This window comes from Haematobacter genomosp. 1 (assembly GCF_002196855.1).
Classification (GTDB): Bacteria; Pseudomonadota; Alphaproteobacteria; order Rhodobacterales; family Rhodobacteraceae; genus Haematobacter.
In genome coordinates this window covers 13694-28401 of sequence record NZ_NIPW01000038.1, presented here as the reverse complement: position 1 = coordinate 28401, position 14708 = coordinate 13694, and the positions used below count along the sequence as shown (strand labels likewise).

The window sequence follows — 14708 nt, the reverse complement described above, 5'->3', positions numbered from 1 at the left end:
CATGGCGATCACCAAGGATCACGAACTTCACCGCAGACGCTTCGGACGCAATCTCGGTCTGGGCCTGAGCCTTGGCGCATTTGTCGTCATCGTGTTCGGACTGACCATCGTGAAGATCGAGAAGGGCGAGAGCATGGAGGGTTTCGACCATGGCTACCGCCCCTCCATGGTACAGGAACAGGACGGGGGAGCGAGGCAGTGAAGGGCCCGCAGAATGACGCCGCGCGGAGCCGTCGCATCGCCTTGCGGCTTGTCGGTGTCGTCGTCCTCATGGGGGCCCTCTCCTATGCGGCGGTTCCCTTCTACAACTGGTTCTGCCGGGTGACGGGCTTTGGCGGCACGACCAGTGTCGCCGCCACGGCACCGGACACGGTACTGGACCGGACCGTGCGGATCCGCTTCGACGCCTCGCTCGAACGCGGGATGCCGTGGCAGTTCAAGCCGATGGTCAACGAGATGGAAATCAAGATCGGCGAGAGCGGTCTTGCCTTCTACGAGGCCTACAACCCGACCGACAAACCCATAGCCGGGCAGGCGAGCTACAACGTCACGCCCTATGCGGCTGGCGGGTATTTCACCAAGATCGAGTGTTTCTGCTTCACCGAGCAGGTGCTCCAGCCGGGTGAAAGGGTACAGATGCCGGTCACCTTCTTCGTCGATCCGGCCATCGTGAACGATCGCGAGGGCAAGTACGCCCATACGATCACCCTGTCCTATACATTCCACGTCCTGGATCTGCCCAAGGCTGTCCAGCAGACGTCAACGAACTGAACGAAGGCGCAGCGAGGGAAGAGCAATGGCGCATGTCAAAAATCACGACTATCACGTCCTCCCGCCGTCGATCTGGCCGTTTCTGGCCGCCGTCTCCGGTTTCATCATGCTGTTCGGGGCGGTGCTCTGGATGCATGCTTCGGGGCCGTGGGTCTTTCTGATCGGGGCAGTCGGCGTCGCCTATGTGATGGTCGGCTGGTGGGGCGACGTGATCCGCGAAAGCCGCGCGGGGGATCATACGGCGGTGGTCGATATCGGCCTGCGCTACGGTATCATCCTGTTCATCATCTCCGAGGTGATGTTCTTTGCTGCCTGGTTCTGGAACTTCTTCGCCCACGCGCTTTTCCCGATGGGAGTGATCGAGGGCACCGAAATCATTCCGGGCACCTGGCCGCCGGCGGGCATCGAAACCTTCGATCCCTGGCACCTGCCGCTCATCAACACGCTGATCCTGCTGCTGTCAGGCTGCGCGGTCACCTGGGCGCACCATGCGCTGGTGCATGAGAACAACCGCAAGGACGTGGTGACGGGCCTGACCATCGCGGTCATCCTGGGCCTCATCTTCACCGTGTTCCAGGCCTATGAATACAGCCACGCGGCCTTCGGCTTCTCCGGCAATATCTATGGCGCCACGTTCTTCATGGCGACGGGCTTCCACGGGGCGCATGTCATCATCGGGACGATTTTCCTCTTCGTCTGCCTGCTGCGCGCCCGCAGGGGAGATTTCACCCAGACCAAGCATGTGGGCTTCGAGGCGGCGGCGTGGTATTGGCACTTTGTCGATGTGGTCTGGCTGTTCCTCTTCGCTTCCGTCTATATCTGGGGCGGCTGAGGATACATCCGCCGTTGAAAAATCAGAGCGCGGGCCGAAAGGCGCGCGCTTTTCCGTTGGAAAGGTTCTGCATGCGTCGCCTCTTCTGGCCTCTGATCCTCGGTCTGGTCGGCTGCGGCATTCTGGTGGCGCTCGGCATCTGGCAGCTCCAGCGTCTCGCCTGGAAGGAGGAGATGCTGGCACAGATCGATGCCGCCATCCTCGCCCCGCCGGTTCCCGTGCCGCTGGACCCCACCGCCGAAGGGGATCGCTACCTTCCCGTGAGGGCGGTGGGCAGGTTCACTGACAAGGAAATCCTCGTACTGTCCGCCCGGCAGGGAGAGGGGCCGGGCTACCGTGTCATCACCGCCTTCGTCACCGCGGACGGGCGGCGGATACTGGTCGATCGGGGCTTCCTGCCGGAGATGGAGCGCGGCATTCCGCGGCCGGGGGTGGAGGCGGCCATCACCGGCAACCTGCAATGGCCGCGCGACAGCGACAGCTACACCCCGCCGCCCGACGCCAAGACCGGCATCTGGTTCGCCCGCGATGTGCCCGCCATGGCCGCGCAACTCGAAACGGAGCCGCTGCTCGTCGTGCTCCGCACCACCACCGAAATGACCCCGGCTGCGGAGCCTGTGCCCGTGGGGGCGGAGGGCATTCCGAACAACCATCTGCAATACGCGGTCACCTGGTTTCTGCTCGCCGTCGTCTGGGCGGGGATGACAGGCTACCTGCTCTGGCGTATCACGCGGGAAAACCACCCAAAGCCTGCCCAGCGAAAGCCTGCCCGATGACCTATATCTCAACCCGCGGGGCCGCGCCGGTCCTGTCCTTCGAAGCCGCGATGCTGACCGGCCTTGCCCGCGACGGGGGGCTCTACGTTCCGCAGACGATCCCGCAGATGACGCCGGTGGAAATCGCCGATCTGGCCGGCCAGAGCTATGAGGAAGCGGCCTTCCGCGTGATGCGCCCCTTCATCGGCGACACCTTCACCGATGAGGAGTTCCGCGCCATCATCGCGCGGGCCTATACCGGGTTCGATCATGCCGCGCGGGCGCCGCTCGTGCAGCTTCAGCCCAACCATTTCCTGCTCGAGCTGTTCCACGGGCCGACACTGGCCTTCAAGGACTTCGCGATGCAGCTCATCGGCCAGCTCTTTCAGGCCGCGCTCTCGCGGTCGGGCGAGCGGGTGACGATCGTCGGCGCGACCTCGGGCGACACCGGCTCCGCCGCCATCGAAGCCTTCCGCGGCCTGCCGAATGTCGATGTGTTCATTCTGTTCCCGAAGGGCCGCGTCTCGGAAGTCCAGCGGCGTCAGATGACCACCCCGGCGGAGGAGAATGTCCATGCCCTCGCGCTGGAGGGCGATTTCGACGATTGCCAGGCGCGCCTGAAGGACATGTTCAACGATTTCGCCTTCCGTGATTCGGTACGGCTGGCCGGGGTGAACTCCATCAACTGGGCGCGGGTTCTGGCGCAGGTCGTCTATTACTTCACCTCCGCCGTGTCGCTGGGCGCGCCGCACCGGCTGGTGGATTTCACCGTGCCGACGGGGAATTTCGGTGACATCTTTGCGGGCTATATCGCCAAGCGCATGGGCCTGCCCATCGGGCAGCTGGTGATCGCCACCAACCAGAACGATATTCTGGACCGCGCGCTCCGCACTGGCAGCTACCGCATGGAAGGGGTGCATCCCTCCATCTCGCCCTCCATGGACATTCAGGTTTCCTCCAATTTCGAGCGCGCGCTGTTCGAGGCGGCGGGTCGGGATGCAAAGGCCGTCACCCTGATGATGGAGGAGTTGAAATCGGGCGCCGGCTTTACCATTTCGCAAGGCATCCTTGAGACATTGCGCTCCACCTTCGCATCGGGGCGCGCGTCGGAGGAGGAGACCTCCGCCACGATTCGCCGCGTGAGGGAAACCACGGGGGAGCTGATCTGTCCGCATACGGCCGTCGGCGTGAAGGTGGCGGAGGAGCATCTCTCCGGCCCCGTGCCGATGGTCACGCTGGCCACCGCGCATCCCGCAAAATTTCCCGACGCGGTGGAAGCCGCGACGGGCATACGTCCGGCGCTGCCGCCCCGCATGGCCGACCTGTTCGACCGGCCGGAGCGTGTGACGGACGTGCCGAACGATCTCGGGGCGCTCGAAGCCCTCATAAGGAAAAGGATCCGCTAATTGACCCGCATCACCACTCTCTCCAACGGCTTCCGCATCGTGACAGAGACCATGCCGGCGCTGAAATCCGCCTCGCTCGGTGTCTGGATCACCGCAGGCGGCCGGCATGAGCGGGTGGAGGAGAACGGGATCGCCCATTTCCTCGAACACATGGCGTTCAAGGGCACGAAGAAGCGGACTGCCGTGCAGATCGCGGAGGCGATCGAGGATGTGGGCGGCTACATCAATGCCTATACCAGCCGCGAGATGACCGCCTATTACGCCCGCGTCCTGGGCGAGGATGTGGAACTGGCCTTCGACGTCATTTCCGACATCGTGCTGAACCCGGTTTTCGACCAGCGGGAGATCGACGTGGAGCGCCACGTCATCCTGCAGGAGATCGGGCAGGCGCTGGATACGCCCGATGACATCATCTTCGACTGGCTTCAGGAAGCCGCCTTCGCGGACCAGCCGCTCGGGCGGTCCATTCTCGGCCCGGCGGAACGGGTGAGCAGCTTCGGCCAGTCGGAGCTTCGGCGATTCGTGGCAGAGCACTATGGGCCGGACGAGATGATCCTCGCGGCTGCCGGGGCCGTCGATCACGATGCCATCGTGAAACTGGCGGAAGCCACCTTCGGTCATCTGTCGCCGCTGCGCGCGCTGCGCCCCAGCGCCGCGCACTTTACCGGCGGGGAGCGGCGGGAGGTGAAGGAACTGGAGCAGCTTCACTTCACGCTGGGGTTCGAGGGGCCGGGCTACCGGCACCCGGATTTCCACACCGCGCAGGTCTATGCGACGGCGATGGGCGGGGGCATGTCCTCCCGCCTGTTCCAGAAGATCCGGGAGGAGAAGGGGCTGTGTTATTCCATCTTCACCCAGGCGGGCGCCTATGACGAAACCGGGCTTATGACCATCTATGCCGGCACCTCGGCGGAGGAGATCGGCGCGCTGACCGAGCTCACCATCGCGGAACTGCGCCGCGCCGCCGACGACATGTCGGAGGCGGAGGTGGCGCGGGCGCGGGCGCAGATGAAGGCGGGTCTGGTCATGGGGCTGGAAAGTGCTTCCGCCCGTGCGGAGCGGCTGGCGCGGCTGCTCGCCATCTTCGGGCGTGTGCCCGATCTGGATGAAGCGGTCGCCCAGGTCGAAGACGTGACCCGGGAGAAGGTGCGGGACTATGCCGGACGGCTGGTCACTGCGCCCTCCGCGATGGCGATCTACGGGCCTGACTCCGCCGCGCCCGAGCTTCAGCAACTGCGCATGGACCTTGCTGCCTGATGTTCGGACGGCGGCGCGTGCAGATCGACACGGCGCGGCTTGTGCTGCGCCTGCCGGTCCACAGCGACTTCCGTGCCTGGTCCGCGCTCCGGCGGGACAGCGCCGCCTTCCTTGTGCCGTGGGAACCCGCTTGGGCGCCAGACCATCTGGCGCGCAAGGCTTTCACCAACCGCGTCTATTGGTCCGCCCGCGCCCATGCCAATGGCACGGCGCTGCCGCTGTTCCTGATCCGGCGGGAGGACGGGGTGCTTGTCGGAGCGATCACGCTCGACAATATCCGCCGGGGGCCTGCGCAATGCGGGGTTCTTGGCTACTGGGTCGGCCAGCCTTTCGCCCGGCAGGGCTACATGCGCGAGGCGATCGACGGGGTCGTGACCCATGCCTTCACCGACCTGAACCTGAGCCGGATCGAGGCCGCCTGCCTGCCCGAAAATGCCGCCTCCCGCGGGGTGCTGGAAAAGGCGGGGTTCAAGTATGAGGGCGTTGCGCAGAGCTATCTGCAGATCAACGGGCGCTGGCGGAACCACGTTCTCTACGCCAATCTCCGTCACGACCGGCGCGGGCGCACCGATGCCGGATAGCCCGCTCGCGGAAATGTCAGGACGGAAATCCCGCATCTCGCCCTAGGCTTTTCCCGTTCCGGGAGATTGCCGATGCGCCTCGCCTCCGCCCTTGCAACGACACTCGCGCTGATGCCCGCCCTTGCAGGTGCGCAAGAGAGCGGCCGCACGCCCAGCCATTGCGTCGCGCTGGCCGGGGGCACGCCGCTGCTCCACAAGGCATCTTGGCGCGACCCCGTGCCGGAGGAGACGGTCCGGCTGAGCTTCGTGAACCACGCGACCTATCTTCTCCAGACCGCGCGGGGGCTGAACCTTGCGACGGATTACACCGGGCGGCTCGGCGTTGATCTGGTGCCGGATGTGGTGACGATGAACAATGCGCATTCCACGCATTTCACCTGGAACCCCGATCCGCGCATCCCCCATGTTCTGCCCGGGTGGGAGGAGGATGGCTCCGCCGCCGACCGCTATCTGGACCTTGGCGAGATCCTCATCCGCAACGTGCCGACCACGACGCGCGACTTTCGCGGCGGGGAACGGGATTTCGGCAACTCGATTTTCATCTTCGAGGCTGCGGGTCTGTGCATCGGCCATCTCGGGCACCTGCATCATGAGCCCACGCCGGAGCAATATGCGATGATCGGGCGGCTTGACGTGGTGATGGTGCCGGTGGATGGCGGCTTGACGCTGGACCATCCGACGCTGATCCGGGCCTTGCAGCGGTTCCGCTCGTCGATCGTGCTGCCGATGCACTGGTTCGGGGAGGGGACGCTGCAACGCTTTCTGGACGGAATGTCGGGCTCCTTCCGCACGTCCCGCCCCGGAACCAGCGAATTGGAGGTGTCGCTGCGGTCACTGCCCGCAGAGCCGACTGTGATCGTTCTGGAACCCCGCTGGCTGCAATAGGAAGTCGGGGCTTGTCCGGGAGGCCGGGGTGTGCTGTCTCCGCGCATGGAGGTGCCCCCCATGTTCAATTCCCCGCGGCTCAACCCCGCAGATGCCGATTTCCTGACCACGCTCGCATCCCGGCTGCCGCCCGACACGCTCCGGGCCCCCGAGCCCCGTGATCTCGAGGAGCCGCGCGGCCGCTGGCAGGGCCACGCCGGCGCGGTTGCCCGCCCGCGGTCCACGGAGGAGGTGGCGGAGATCGTGCGCGCCGCGGCGGAGGCCCTTGTGCCCATCGTGCCGCTTGGCGGCGGCACGGGGCTGGTCGGCGGGCAGGTCATGGCGGAGGGGCTGCCGCTCCTGCTGTCGCTCGACCGGATGACCGCCGTTCGAGGCGTCTGGCCGGAGGAAAACGCCTTGGCGGTGGAGGCGGGCGCTACCATCGAAGCCATCCACCATGCGGCGGAGGCTGCCGGGCGGCTTTTCCCCCTCGCCCTCGCCTCACAGGGGACGGCGCAGATCGGGGGCTGCCTTTCCACTAATGCGGGGGGCGTCAACGTGCTCCGCTACGGCACGGCAAGGGAGCTGTGCTTGGGGATAGAGGCGGTGCTGCCAGACGGCTCGATCATGCATGGGCTGAAACGGCTCAGGAAGGATAACACCGGCTACGACCTGCGGGGTCTGCTGATCGGGGCGGAGGGGACGCTCGGCATCATCACCGGCGCCATGCTGAAACTCTTTCCCCGTCCCGCCGCGACGGGCGCGGCGATGGTGGTCGTGCCCGGCCCGGCGGAGGCCCTGTCGCTGCTCGCGCTTGCGCGCGACCGGATCGGGGAGGGGGTCTCGGCCTTTGAACTGATCGGGCGCAACGGCTATGCGTTCATGGCGGAGACGATGCCGGACGTGCGCCTGCCGCTCCCGCTTCCCGACTGGTCGGTGCTGATCGACCTCGGCCTGTCCTCCGGCGATCCGGCGGCGGTGCTGGAAGACCTGCTGGCGGAGGCGATGGAGCGCGAGCTGGTGACGGACGGTGTCATCGCCGCGTCGGAGGCCCAGCGGCAGGCTTTCTGGGCCTTCCGCGAAAGCATCCCGGAAGCCAATCGACGGATCGGCGCGATCTCCAGCCACGATATTTCCGTCCCGCTGTCCCGGCTGGCCGATTTCATCGCGGCGGCGGAGGCGGCGCTCACTCCGGCCGGGGTGCGGATCAATTGTTTCGGCCACGTGGGCGACGGCAACCTGCACTTCAACCTGTTCCCGGCGGAGGGCCGTGACCGTGCCGACTATGCCGAGCAGGCGGCGGGCCTAGCGCGCCTCGTCTATGATCTGGTGGCGGAACGGGGCGGCGCGTTCAGTGCGGAACATGGTGTGGGTCGGGCGCGGACGGACGATGTCGCGCATTATGGCGACCCTGCCCGGATTGCGGCGATGGCGGCGATCAAAAGGGCGCTTGATCCTTCGGGCATCCTGAATCCGGGCGTGATGATCCCGCCCGCAGCCCTGCGCCACGCAGCGCCGGGTCAGTCGGAGTAGCGTTCCTCCGCCCAGGGATCGCCGCGCATGTGATAGCCATTCCGCTCCCAGAACCCGGCGCGGTCACGGCCGATGAATTCGATCCGGGTGAGCCACTTGGCGCTTTTCCAGAAGTAGAGATGCGGCACAACCAGCCGCATCGGGCCGCCGTGCTCCCGCGTCAGCGGCGCACCGTTCCAGTGGGTGGCAAGCACCGCATCCTCCGCGGCGAAATCGTCGAGCGGCAGGTTGGTGGTGTAGCCATCCGCGCTTTCCAGCAGCACGAAGCCCGCCTCCGCCATCGGTTCCGCGAGGGCGAGGAGATCGCGCGTCAGCACCCCTTTCCAGGGGTTGTCATAGCGCGACCATGTGGTGACGCAATGAATGTCGGTGGTCAGGTCATGCTGCGGCAGCGCCGTGAATGCCGCCCAGTCCAGCGTGGTGCGGTTCCGGGCAAAGCCGGTGATCTCCAGCCGCCAGCGGTCGAGGGGCACTTCCGGCTCCACGCCGAGGTCGAGCACCGGCCAGTCCTTCACCAGGTGCTGGCCGGGGGGAAGGCGTTCCCCCCGCGCAATACGCCCGGTCGCAACATGCCCGGTAAGAAAGCGCCCCTCCTCCGCCCATTTCCGCTTGGTGCGGGTCAGCTTGGTCTCATCGCTTTCGGACATGGCGCCTCCGGCTCAGCCGCCGAAGGCCAGTTGCCCCGCGCGGAATGCCAGCCAGAACAACACGGTGAAATACACCATGGTTCCGAACATCATCACATAGCCGCCGATGACCACCAGCCCGTCCCGCTGGATCATGCCGAGCGCCAGCAGCAGCACTGCGATCCCCGGCAGCGTGTTGGAGAACGGCACGAAACCAAAGGGCGCCATCAGCAGCAGGCCCGACCACGCGATGGCGAGACCGTTGATCCGCGTGATGAGACCCCCTTCCGTCATCGCCTGAAACCGCGGCCTGATGAAGCGGTTGATCCGCTCCACGAGGTTTACCCCCCGCTCCAGCGCGGGTTTGAGCTTCTCTGTCGCGATCTCGCGGTCCAGCACCTTCCGGGGAAGCCACGGCATCCGGTTCAGCGTGACCGCGATGGCAATGAGGATGATCGCCGCGCCGAAGACGGTGGACACGCCAGGGATCGACACCGGGATCAGGAAGGGCAGGGAGGCCACGGCGCAGATCAGCAGCAGCCCCTGTTCCCCCATATCCTCCATCAGCGCACGGAGCGTGATCGTCTTGCCCTGGATGCGCCCGATCGTCGTGCGCAGCGTCGTGCCGAGATCCTGAGGGGTGTCGCTGAACTGCATGCCGTGTTCCTTGATCTGCTGCGGGGATCTCCTGCCTGAGTGCAGACTGCCTGTCCTGCCCCGTTTTTGCAATGCGTCGCTGCAGCGCAGAACCGCGTGCATCGGTACTGGAAACCCGCTGTGACGGGCGCTACCCCTGTGACCATCCCTCATCACGCGAGACAGACCATGCCCAGACCCGTGACACTTCAGCTTTCGCCCCTCACCGGCCAGCCGCAGGAGGATCTTGCCGTCGTCGCCGAGCTGGTGCGCGATACCGGCGCCGAGATGCCGGAGGTGGAGGCAGTGGTGACCTTTGCCGCAAAGGGGGTGCCGGAGGAGGTGCTGGCACGGCTTCCCAATGTGAAGATGATCTCTGTCTTCGGCGTGGGCGCCGACAAGATCGATCTGGAGGAATGCAGGCGCCGCGGCATCATCGTCGCCACCACGCGGGGCACGCTGAACGACGACGTGGCCGATTGCGCGCTCATGCTCACCCTCGCGCTGCACCGGGAGCTTCTGCCGCAGGACCGCTTTGCCCGCGACGGCGGCTGGGCGCGGGAGGGCAAGGTCTGGCTCACCCATACCATGGCGGGCAAGAAGCTCGGCATCTTCGGGATGGGCGACATCGGGGTGGAGATCGCCCGGCGGGCAGAGGCCTTCCGCATGGAGGTGGGCTATCACAACCGCAGCAGGCGGGGCGCGCCGCAGCGTTACTTCGACACGCTGGCGGGGCTGGCTGACTGGTGCGACACGCTGGTGCTGGCCGCGCCGGGCACGGCGGAAACCTTCCACGTCGTCGATGCCGCGATGCTTGACAGGATCGGCCCGGACGGGTTCCTCGTGAACATCGCGCGGGGGCAACTGGTGGATGAGGCAGCTCTGGTCGCGGCGCTGGACGCGGGCCGGATCGCCGGGGCGGGCCTTGACGTGTTCGAGGATGAGCCGCGCCCGCATCCGGGCCTTGTCGCCTCCCCCCGCACCGTGCTCACCCCCCATGCCGCCAGCGCCACGATGGAGACGCGGACCCGCATGGCGGGCAAGGTCGTCTCGAACCTTGAGGATTATATCGCGGGCCGCCCCATGGATGCGCGTATCGTCTGATCGTCTGATCGTGTGATTGGTGGGCGCGGGTTTTGGCCCGCGCCATGTCCTGTGACATTGCGGGTCGGGTTTCGTGAACATATCATGAACAAATGACGCGACTCACCCTGAACGAAAAGCTCGCGATCCTGTCGGACGCGGCGAAATACGATGCCTCCTGTGCTTCCAGCGGGTCGGACCGGTCGGGCGGCGGGGGCATGGGCATCTGCCATGCCTATGCGCCGGACGGGCGGTGCATCTCTCTGTTGAAGGTGCTGCTGACCAATTTCTGTATCTATGACTGTGTCTATTGCGTGAATTGCGCCTCCTCCAACGTGCGGCGCGCACGGTTCACGGTCGAGGAGATCGTGGGCCTCACGCTCGATTTCTACCGGCGGAACTATGTCGAGGGGCTGTTCCTGTCCTCCGGCATCATCCGCTCCCCCGACGAGACGATGGCAGAGATGGTGAGGGTGGCGCGGGAGCTGCGCCAGACCCATGGTTTCCGCGGCTATATCCATCTGAAAACCATCCCCGACGCAGCGCCGGAGCTGGTGCGGCAGGCGGGATTGTTCGCGGACCGGGTGTCCATCAACATCGAACTGCCGCGGGAGGAGAGTCTCCGCCAGCTCGCCCCGGAAAAGGATGCCGCCAGCATCCGCCGCGCCATGGGGGCGGTGCGTCTGGAACGGGAGGCGGCGCGGGATGTGAGCCATCGCGGCACCTCCGCCCCGCGATTCGCCCCGGCCGGACAATCCACGCAGATGATCGTCGGCGCGGACGGAACCGATGACGCGGCCATTCTGGGGCAGGCCGCCCGGCTTTATTCCTCCTATGACCTGTCGCGGGTGTATTACTCCGCCTTCTCGCCGATCCCGGATGCCTCGTCGCGGCTGCCGCTCGTCCGTCCCCCGCTGATGCGGGAGCACCGGCTGTATCAGGCGGACTGGCTGCTGCGCTTTTACGGGTTCGGGGTGGAGGAGGTGACGCCGGAAACGGGAATGCTCGATCTTGCCTGCGATCCGAAGCTGGCCTGGGCGCTTGCCAATCAGGATCGTTTCCCGGTGGATGTGAACCGGGCGGAGCGGGAATTGCTGCTCCGCGTGCCGGGGTTCGGCGTCAAGACGGTGGACCGCATCCTGTCCAGCAGGCGGGAGCGGCGGCTGCGCTACGAGCATCTGCTCCGGCTTGGCGCGGCGATGCGGAAGGCCGCGCCCTTCGTCACGGCGGAAGGCTGGAGGCCCACGCGCCGCCCGGAGGCGCCTCTGCCCGCCCCCCGCCAGCTGGAGCTGTTCTGATGCGGCAAGTGGTGCTGCCCGCCCTCGGCACCTTCACCGTCTGGCGGGAGGCTGCGCGCGCGCTTGCGGGGGCAGGAATTCCGGCGGAAGAGGTGAGCTTTACCCGCGATGCCGCGCCGGGATTGCTGGGGCAGGAGCATCCGCTTCCACCGCCGCAACGGCAACTCCGCGTCCCGCGCGCGTTTCTCGATCTGGCGGAGGCGGTCTCCTGTCACCGGGACGGCACGGCGCATGACCGGCTTTATGCCCTGCTTCTCCGCCTTCAGGACGCGCCGGGGCTGCTGGGTGATCGTGCCGATCCGCTGGTGGACGGGGCGCGGCGCATGGAGAAGGCGGTCCGGCGCGACATCCACAAGATGCACGCGTTCCTCCGGTTCAGCGCCCTGCCGCCGGGGGAGGGCGGGCGTCTCCGTTTCGCCGCGTGGTTCGAGCCGCACAACTTCATCACCGAGCGGGCGGTGCCCTTCTTTGCCGAGCGGCACAGGGAGATGGATTTCCTGATCGCCACGCCGGAGACGACCGCGCTCTGGCAGGGGCAACGGCTGACATTCGGCCCCCCCTCGCCACGACCTGACCTGCCCGCCGATGGGGCGGAGGCGCTGTGGCACACCTATTTCGTCTCCATCTTCAACCCCGCGCGGCTGAAGGTGAAGGCGATGACCGCGGAAATGCCCCGCCGTTACTGGAAGAACCTGCCGGAGACATCGCTGATTCCCGGCATGATCGCCGATGCGCCCCGCCGTGCGGCACAGATGCGGGCCGCGCTGCCGACGATCCCCCCTGCCCACGCGGTCCGGCTCGCGGCGGCGCGCCGCCTGCCGCAGCCTGCCGCTTCTGGCGAACTGCCGCTGCCCGATACATCGGGCGGTCTGCCTCTCCCCGAAACTCCGGGCGAACTGCCGCCGCTGGCCGAGGCGCGGCGACAGGCGGCGGTCTGCACGCGCTGCGACCTGTGCCATCATGCGACGCAGACCGTCTTCGGCGAGGGACCGGCGGATGCCGAACTGATGATCGTGGGCGAGCAACCCGGCGATCAGGAGGATCTCGCGGGGCGCCCCTTCGTCGGCCCCGCGGGCCAGCTCTTTGACCGGGTGGCGGAGGAGGTCGGCCTGTCGCGGGAGCGGGCATGGATCACCAACGCGGTGAAGCACTTCAAATTCCTGCCGCGCGGCAAGCGGCGCCTGCACCAGCGCCCCAATGGCGGAGAGGTCATGGCCTGCCGGTGGTGGCTCGACATAGAGCGTGCCAGGCTCCGCCCGCGGCTGATTGTCGGGATGGGCACCACGGCGGCGGAAGCACTGACCGGAAACGGCAAGGGGCTGACGCAGCGGCGTGGAAAGCTTGAACGGGATACGACGGGCGCGCCGCTCCTGCTGACCTGGCACCCCTCCTATCTCCTGCGTGTGCCGGAGCCGGCGGCGCGGCTGGCGGCCGAGCGGGAATTCCGCAGCGATCTTGTCGCAGCGCTCGACTTCCTGCGGAACGCGGCGTGAGCGGGGGCATTCGCGCTTGTGTCCCGTGTCCGCACGCCCTATCCCTGACCGGCGATCCGGGCACGGGCCGAGCCCTCCGGCAAGCCATGTTCTTCAGGGAGAAGCCCGTGATCCGCCAGACCGCCAAGAGCGTAGCCGCCCTTGCCCTTCTTACGGCACTTGTCGCCGGCTGCGGCCCCGCCCCGATTCCCTCCGGTATTAGTGACCCGCATGAAGACGGCAACCGTCGTCGCCACTCCTTCAACGTCGGTGTGGACAAGGTGCTCTACCGCCCCGCGTCAGAGGTTTACGGCACGATCGTTCCGCCGCCGATCCGCGACGGTGTGGCCAACGTGTCCTCCAACCTCGGCCTGCCGAGCGAGGCGATCAACGGCGCGCTTCAGGGGCGCCCGCAGACATTTGCCCAGAACGGCCTGCGGTTCGTGGTGAACTCCACCATCGGTGTGCTCGGCCTTCTCGATCCGGCGACGTCGATGGGTCTGCCGCGGATCGAGACCGACTTCGGCGAGACGCTGCACGTCTGGGGCATGCGGGAGGGCAACTATGTCGAACTGCCGTTCCTCGGCCCGTCCACCAACCGCGACGTGGCCGGTATGGTCGTCGATGTGGTCAGCAACCCGCTCGGCCTTTTCGCGGAAAGCCCGGTGCCCGAGATCGCGACGGTGTCGCGTGTGGGGCGCCTGCTCGGAACACGATATGCTTACTCGGATTTCGTGGACTCCATCCTATATGACAGCGCCGACAGCTATGCGCAGGCCCGACTGCTTTACCTGCAGTCGCGGCGCGCCAAGCTGCGGGGAGACCAATCATCGGAGGCTGATGCCTATGACCCTTACGACGACCTCTACGGCACTTCGTCCCAGACGAGCGGCACGAACGACATCTATTCCGACACCTACGACCCCTATGCCGCTCTTGGCCGCTGAGGGGCCGTCGCGCCGGAGCGTGCTGACGATGATCGGTGCCGGTCTGCTGGTCGCCACGCTGCCCGCCGGCCGCGCCCTCGCGCTCACGACGGGAGAGGCCCGCGCGCTGATCGACCGGCTGGTGGCCGACATCAACCGCATCATTTCCTCCGGCATGCCGGAGCAGGCGATGTACAAGGAGTTCGAGCGCGTCTTTTCCCAGTATGCCGACGTGCCCACCATCGCGGCAAGCTGCCTCGGCCCGGCGGCGCGGCAGACGTCTGCCGCCCAGATGCGCGCCTATACCCAGGCTTTCCAGGGCTATATCGCGCGCAAATATGGCAAGCGCTTCCGCGACTTCATCGGCGGGCAGATCGAGGTGACGGGCTCCCGGCAGGTCAACAGCTTCTTCGAGGTGACCTCGGTTGCCCGCCTGCGCGGGCAGCAGCCGTTCGACGTGCGCTGGCAGGTGTCCGATCGCAGCGGGGCCAACAAGTTCTTCAACCTCATCATCGAGGGGGTGAACATGCTGGCGACGGAGCGGACGGAAATTCAGGCGATGCTCGACCAGAACGGCGGGGATGTCGCGCGTCTGACGGCGGCGCTGCAACGCGCGGGCTGAAGCCCGGCGTAAGACGATATATGCCAAAACCAAGGGCCGGGGGCGA

Annotated in this window: 16 protein-coding genes; 14 read left to right on the top strand and 2 right to left on the bottom strand. The window is 66.6% G+C overall.

All coding sequences use genetic code 11. The features are described from left to right. Position 1: 1 nt before the first annotated feature. The 9 genes from CDV49_RS16835 to CDV49_RS16795 all read left to right on the top strand — a co-directional run bounded on the left by CDV49_RS16835 (position 2) and on the right by CDV49_RS16795 (position 7999). Complete coding sequence (locus CDV49_RS16835) at positions 2 to 202, top strand: hypothetical protein (protein WP_088216562.1); 201 nt, start codon at positions 2 to 4, stop codon at positions 200 to 202. Continuing rightward, on the top strand, positions 199 to 771 hold the full coding sequence (locus tag CDV49_RS16830) for a cytochrome c oxidase assembly protein (RefSeq protein ID WP_088216561.1): 573 nt from the start codon (positions 199 to 201) through the stop codon (positions 769 to 771). Before CDV49_RS16835 ends, CDV49_RS16830 begins: the two co-directional genes overlap by 4 nt. 25 nt (positions 772 to 796) lie before the next feature. Then, complete coding sequence (locus CDV49_RS16825; RefSeq protein ID WP_088216560.1) at positions 797 to 1603, top strand: cytochrome c oxidase subunit 3; 807 nt, start codon at positions 797 to 799, stop codon at positions 1601 to 1603. A 71-nt stretch (positions 1604 to 1674) separates the two neighbouring features. Beyond that, positions 1675 to 2379, top strand: a complete 705-nt coding sequence (locus CDV49_RS16820) for an SURF1 family protein (RefSeq protein WP_088216559.1) — start codon at positions 1675 to 1677, stop codon at positions 2377 to 2379. Continuing rightward, the gene (thrC, locus tag CDV49_RS16815; protein WP_088216558.1) at positions 2376 to 3764 is read left to right on the top strand and encodes a threonine synthase; all 1389 of its coding nucleotides are present in this window, start codon (positions 2376 to 2378) and stop codon (positions 3762 to 3764) included. The genes CDV49_RS16820 and thrC overlap by 4 nt, the downstream gene beginning before the upstream one ends. A gap of 51 nt (positions 3765 to 3815) precedes the next feature. Next, complete coding sequence (locus CDV49_RS16810; RefSeq protein WP_373447811.1) at positions 3816 to 5021, top strand: M16 family metallopeptidase; 1206 nt, start codon at positions 3816 to 3818, stop codon at positions 5019 to 5021. Beyond that, positions 5021 to 5602 (top strand): GNAT family N-acetyltransferase, encoded by a 582-nt coding sequence (locus tag CDV49_RS16805; protein WP_088216556.1) that lies wholly within the window; start codon positions 5021 to 5023, stop codon positions 5600 to 5602. Before CDV49_RS16810 ends, CDV49_RS16805 begins: the two co-directional genes overlap by 1 nt. Positions 5603 to 5674: 72 nt before the next feature. After that, positions 5675 to 6487 (top strand): MBL fold metallo-hydrolase, encoded by an 813-nt coding sequence (locus CDV49_RS16800; protein ID WP_088216555.1) that lies wholly within the window; start codon positions 5675 to 5677, stop codon positions 6485 to 6487. A gap of 60 nt (positions 6488 to 6547) precedes the next feature. After that, on the top strand, positions 6548 to 7999 hold the full coding sequence (locus CDV49_RS16795; protein ID WP_088216554.1) for an FAD-binding oxidoreductase: 1452 nt from the start codon (positions 6548 to 6550) through the stop codon (positions 7997 to 7999). On the opposite strand, the gene CDV49_RS16790 is transcribed toward CDV49_RS16795, so the two are convergent. Continuing rightward, positions 7987 to 8646, bottom strand: coding sequence for a sulfite oxidase-like oxidoreductase (locus CDV49_RS16790; protein WP_088216553.1), 660 nt, complete (start codon positions 8644 to 8646; stop codon positions 7987 to 7989). The two genes, CDV49_RS16795 and CDV49_RS16790, sit on opposite strands and share 13 nt — an antisense overlap. Positions 8647 to 8658: 12 nt before the next feature. Then, on the bottom strand, positions 8659 to 9282 hold the full coding sequence (locus tag CDV49_RS16785) for an exopolysaccharide biosynthesis protein (protein WP_088216552.1): 624 nt from the start codon (positions 9280 to 9282) through the stop codon (positions 8659 to 8661). A 168-nt stretch (positions 9283 to 9450) separates the two neighbouring features. Here CDV49_RS16785 and CDV49_RS16780 point away from each other — a divergent pair, with 168 nt between their 5' ends. The 5 genes from CDV49_RS16780 (at position 9451) to CDV49_RS16760 (ending at position 14662) form a co-directional block, all read left to right on the top strand. Then, complete coding sequence (locus CDV49_RS16780; protein ID WP_088216551.1) at positions 9451 to 10365, top strand: 2-hydroxyacid dehydrogenase; 915 nt, start codon at positions 9451 to 9453, stop codon at positions 10363 to 10365. Between the two features lie 92 nt (positions 10366 to 10457). Then, entirely contained in the window at positions 10458 to 11642 is a 1185-nt protein-coding gene (locus CDV49_RS16775; protein WP_088216550.1) for a putative DNA modification/repair radical SAM protein, read from the top strand. After that, on the top strand, positions 11642 to 13135 hold the full coding sequence (locus tag CDV49_RS16770) for a UdgX family uracil-DNA binding protein (RefSeq protein ID WP_088216549.1): 1494 nt from the start codon (positions 11642 to 11644) through the stop codon (positions 13133 to 13135). The genes CDV49_RS16775 and CDV49_RS16770 overlap by 1 nt, the downstream gene beginning before the upstream one ends. A 107-nt stretch (positions 13136 to 13242) precedes the next feature. Then, positions 13243 to 14061 (top strand): MlaA family lipoprotein, encoded by an 819-nt coding sequence (locus CDV49_RS16765; RefSeq protein ID WP_256947384.1) that lies wholly within the window; start codon positions 13243 to 13245, stop codon positions 14059 to 14061. Positions 14062 to 14089: 28 nt separating this feature from the next. Continuing rightward, the gene (locus CDV49_RS16760) at positions 14090 to 14662 is read left to right on the top strand and encodes an MlaC/ttg2D family ABC transporter substrate-binding protein (RefSeq protein ID WP_256947383.1); all 573 of its coding nucleotides are present in this window, start codon (positions 14090 to 14092) and stop codon (positions 14660 to 14662) included. Positions 14663 to 14708: the final 46 nt, after the last annotated feature.

What these genes read in the sequence shown, in the direction of transcription:
- CDV49_RS16835 (WP_088216562.1), top strand. Translation starts at nt 2, where the DNA reads ATGGCGATCACCAAGGATCACGAACTTCACCGCAGACGCTTCGGACGC.
- CDV49_RS16825 (WP_088216560.1), top strand. Translation starts at nt 797, where the DNA reads ATGGCGCATGTCAAAAATCACGACTATCACGTCCTCCCGCCGTCGATC.
- CDV49_RS16820 (WP_088216559.1), top strand. Translation starts at nt 1,675, where the DNA reads ATGCGTCGCCTCTTCTGGCCTCTGATCCTCGGTCTGGTCGGCTGCGGC.
- thrC (WP_088216558.1), top strand. Translation starts at nt 2,376, where the DNA reads ATGACCTATATCTCAACCCGCGGGGCCGCGCCGGTCCTGTCCTTCGAA.
- CDV49_RS16810 (WP_373447811.1), top strand. Translation starts at nt 3,816, where the DNA reads ATGCCGGCGCTGAAATCCGCCTCGCTCGGTGTCTGGATCACCGCAGGC.
- CDV49_RS16805 (WP_088216556.1), top strand. Translation starts at nt 5,021, where the DNA reads ATGTTCGGACGGCGGCGCGTGCAGATCGACACGGCGCGGCTTGTGCTG.
- CDV49_RS16800 (WP_088216555.1), top strand. Translation starts at nt 5,675, where the DNA reads ATGCGCCTCGCCTCCGCCCTTGCAACGACACTCGCGCTGATGCCCGCC.
- CDV49_RS16795 (WP_088216554.1), top strand. Translation starts at nt 6,548, where the DNA reads ATGTTCAATTCCCCGCGGCTCAACCCCGCAGATGCCGATTTCCTGACC.
- CDV49_RS16790 (WP_088216553.1), bottom strand. Translation starts at nt 8,646, where the DNA reads ATGTCCGAAAGCGATGAGACCAAGCTGACCCGCACCAAGCGGAAATGG.
- CDV49_RS16785 (WP_088216552.1), bottom strand. Translation starts at nt 9,282, where the DNA reads ATGCAGTTCAGCGACACCCCTCAGGATCTCGGCACGACGCTGCGCACG.
- CDV49_RS16780 (WP_088216551.1), top strand. Translation starts at nt 9,451, where the DNA reads ATGCCCAGACCCGTGACACTTCAGCTTTCGCCCCTCACCGGCCAGCCG.
- CDV49_RS16775 (WP_088216550.1), top strand. Translation starts at nt 10,458, where the DNA reads ATGACGCGACTCACCCTGAACGAAAAGCTCGCGATCCTGTCGGACGCG.
- CDV49_RS16770 (WP_088216549.1), top strand. Translation starts at nt 11,642, where the DNA reads ATGCGGCAAGTGGTGCTGCCCGCCCTCGGCACCTTCACCGTCTGGCGG.
- CDV49_RS16760 (WP_256947383.1), top strand. Translation starts at nt 14,090, where the DNA reads ATGATCGGTGCCGGTCTGCTGGTCGCCACGCTGCCCGCCGGCCGCGCC.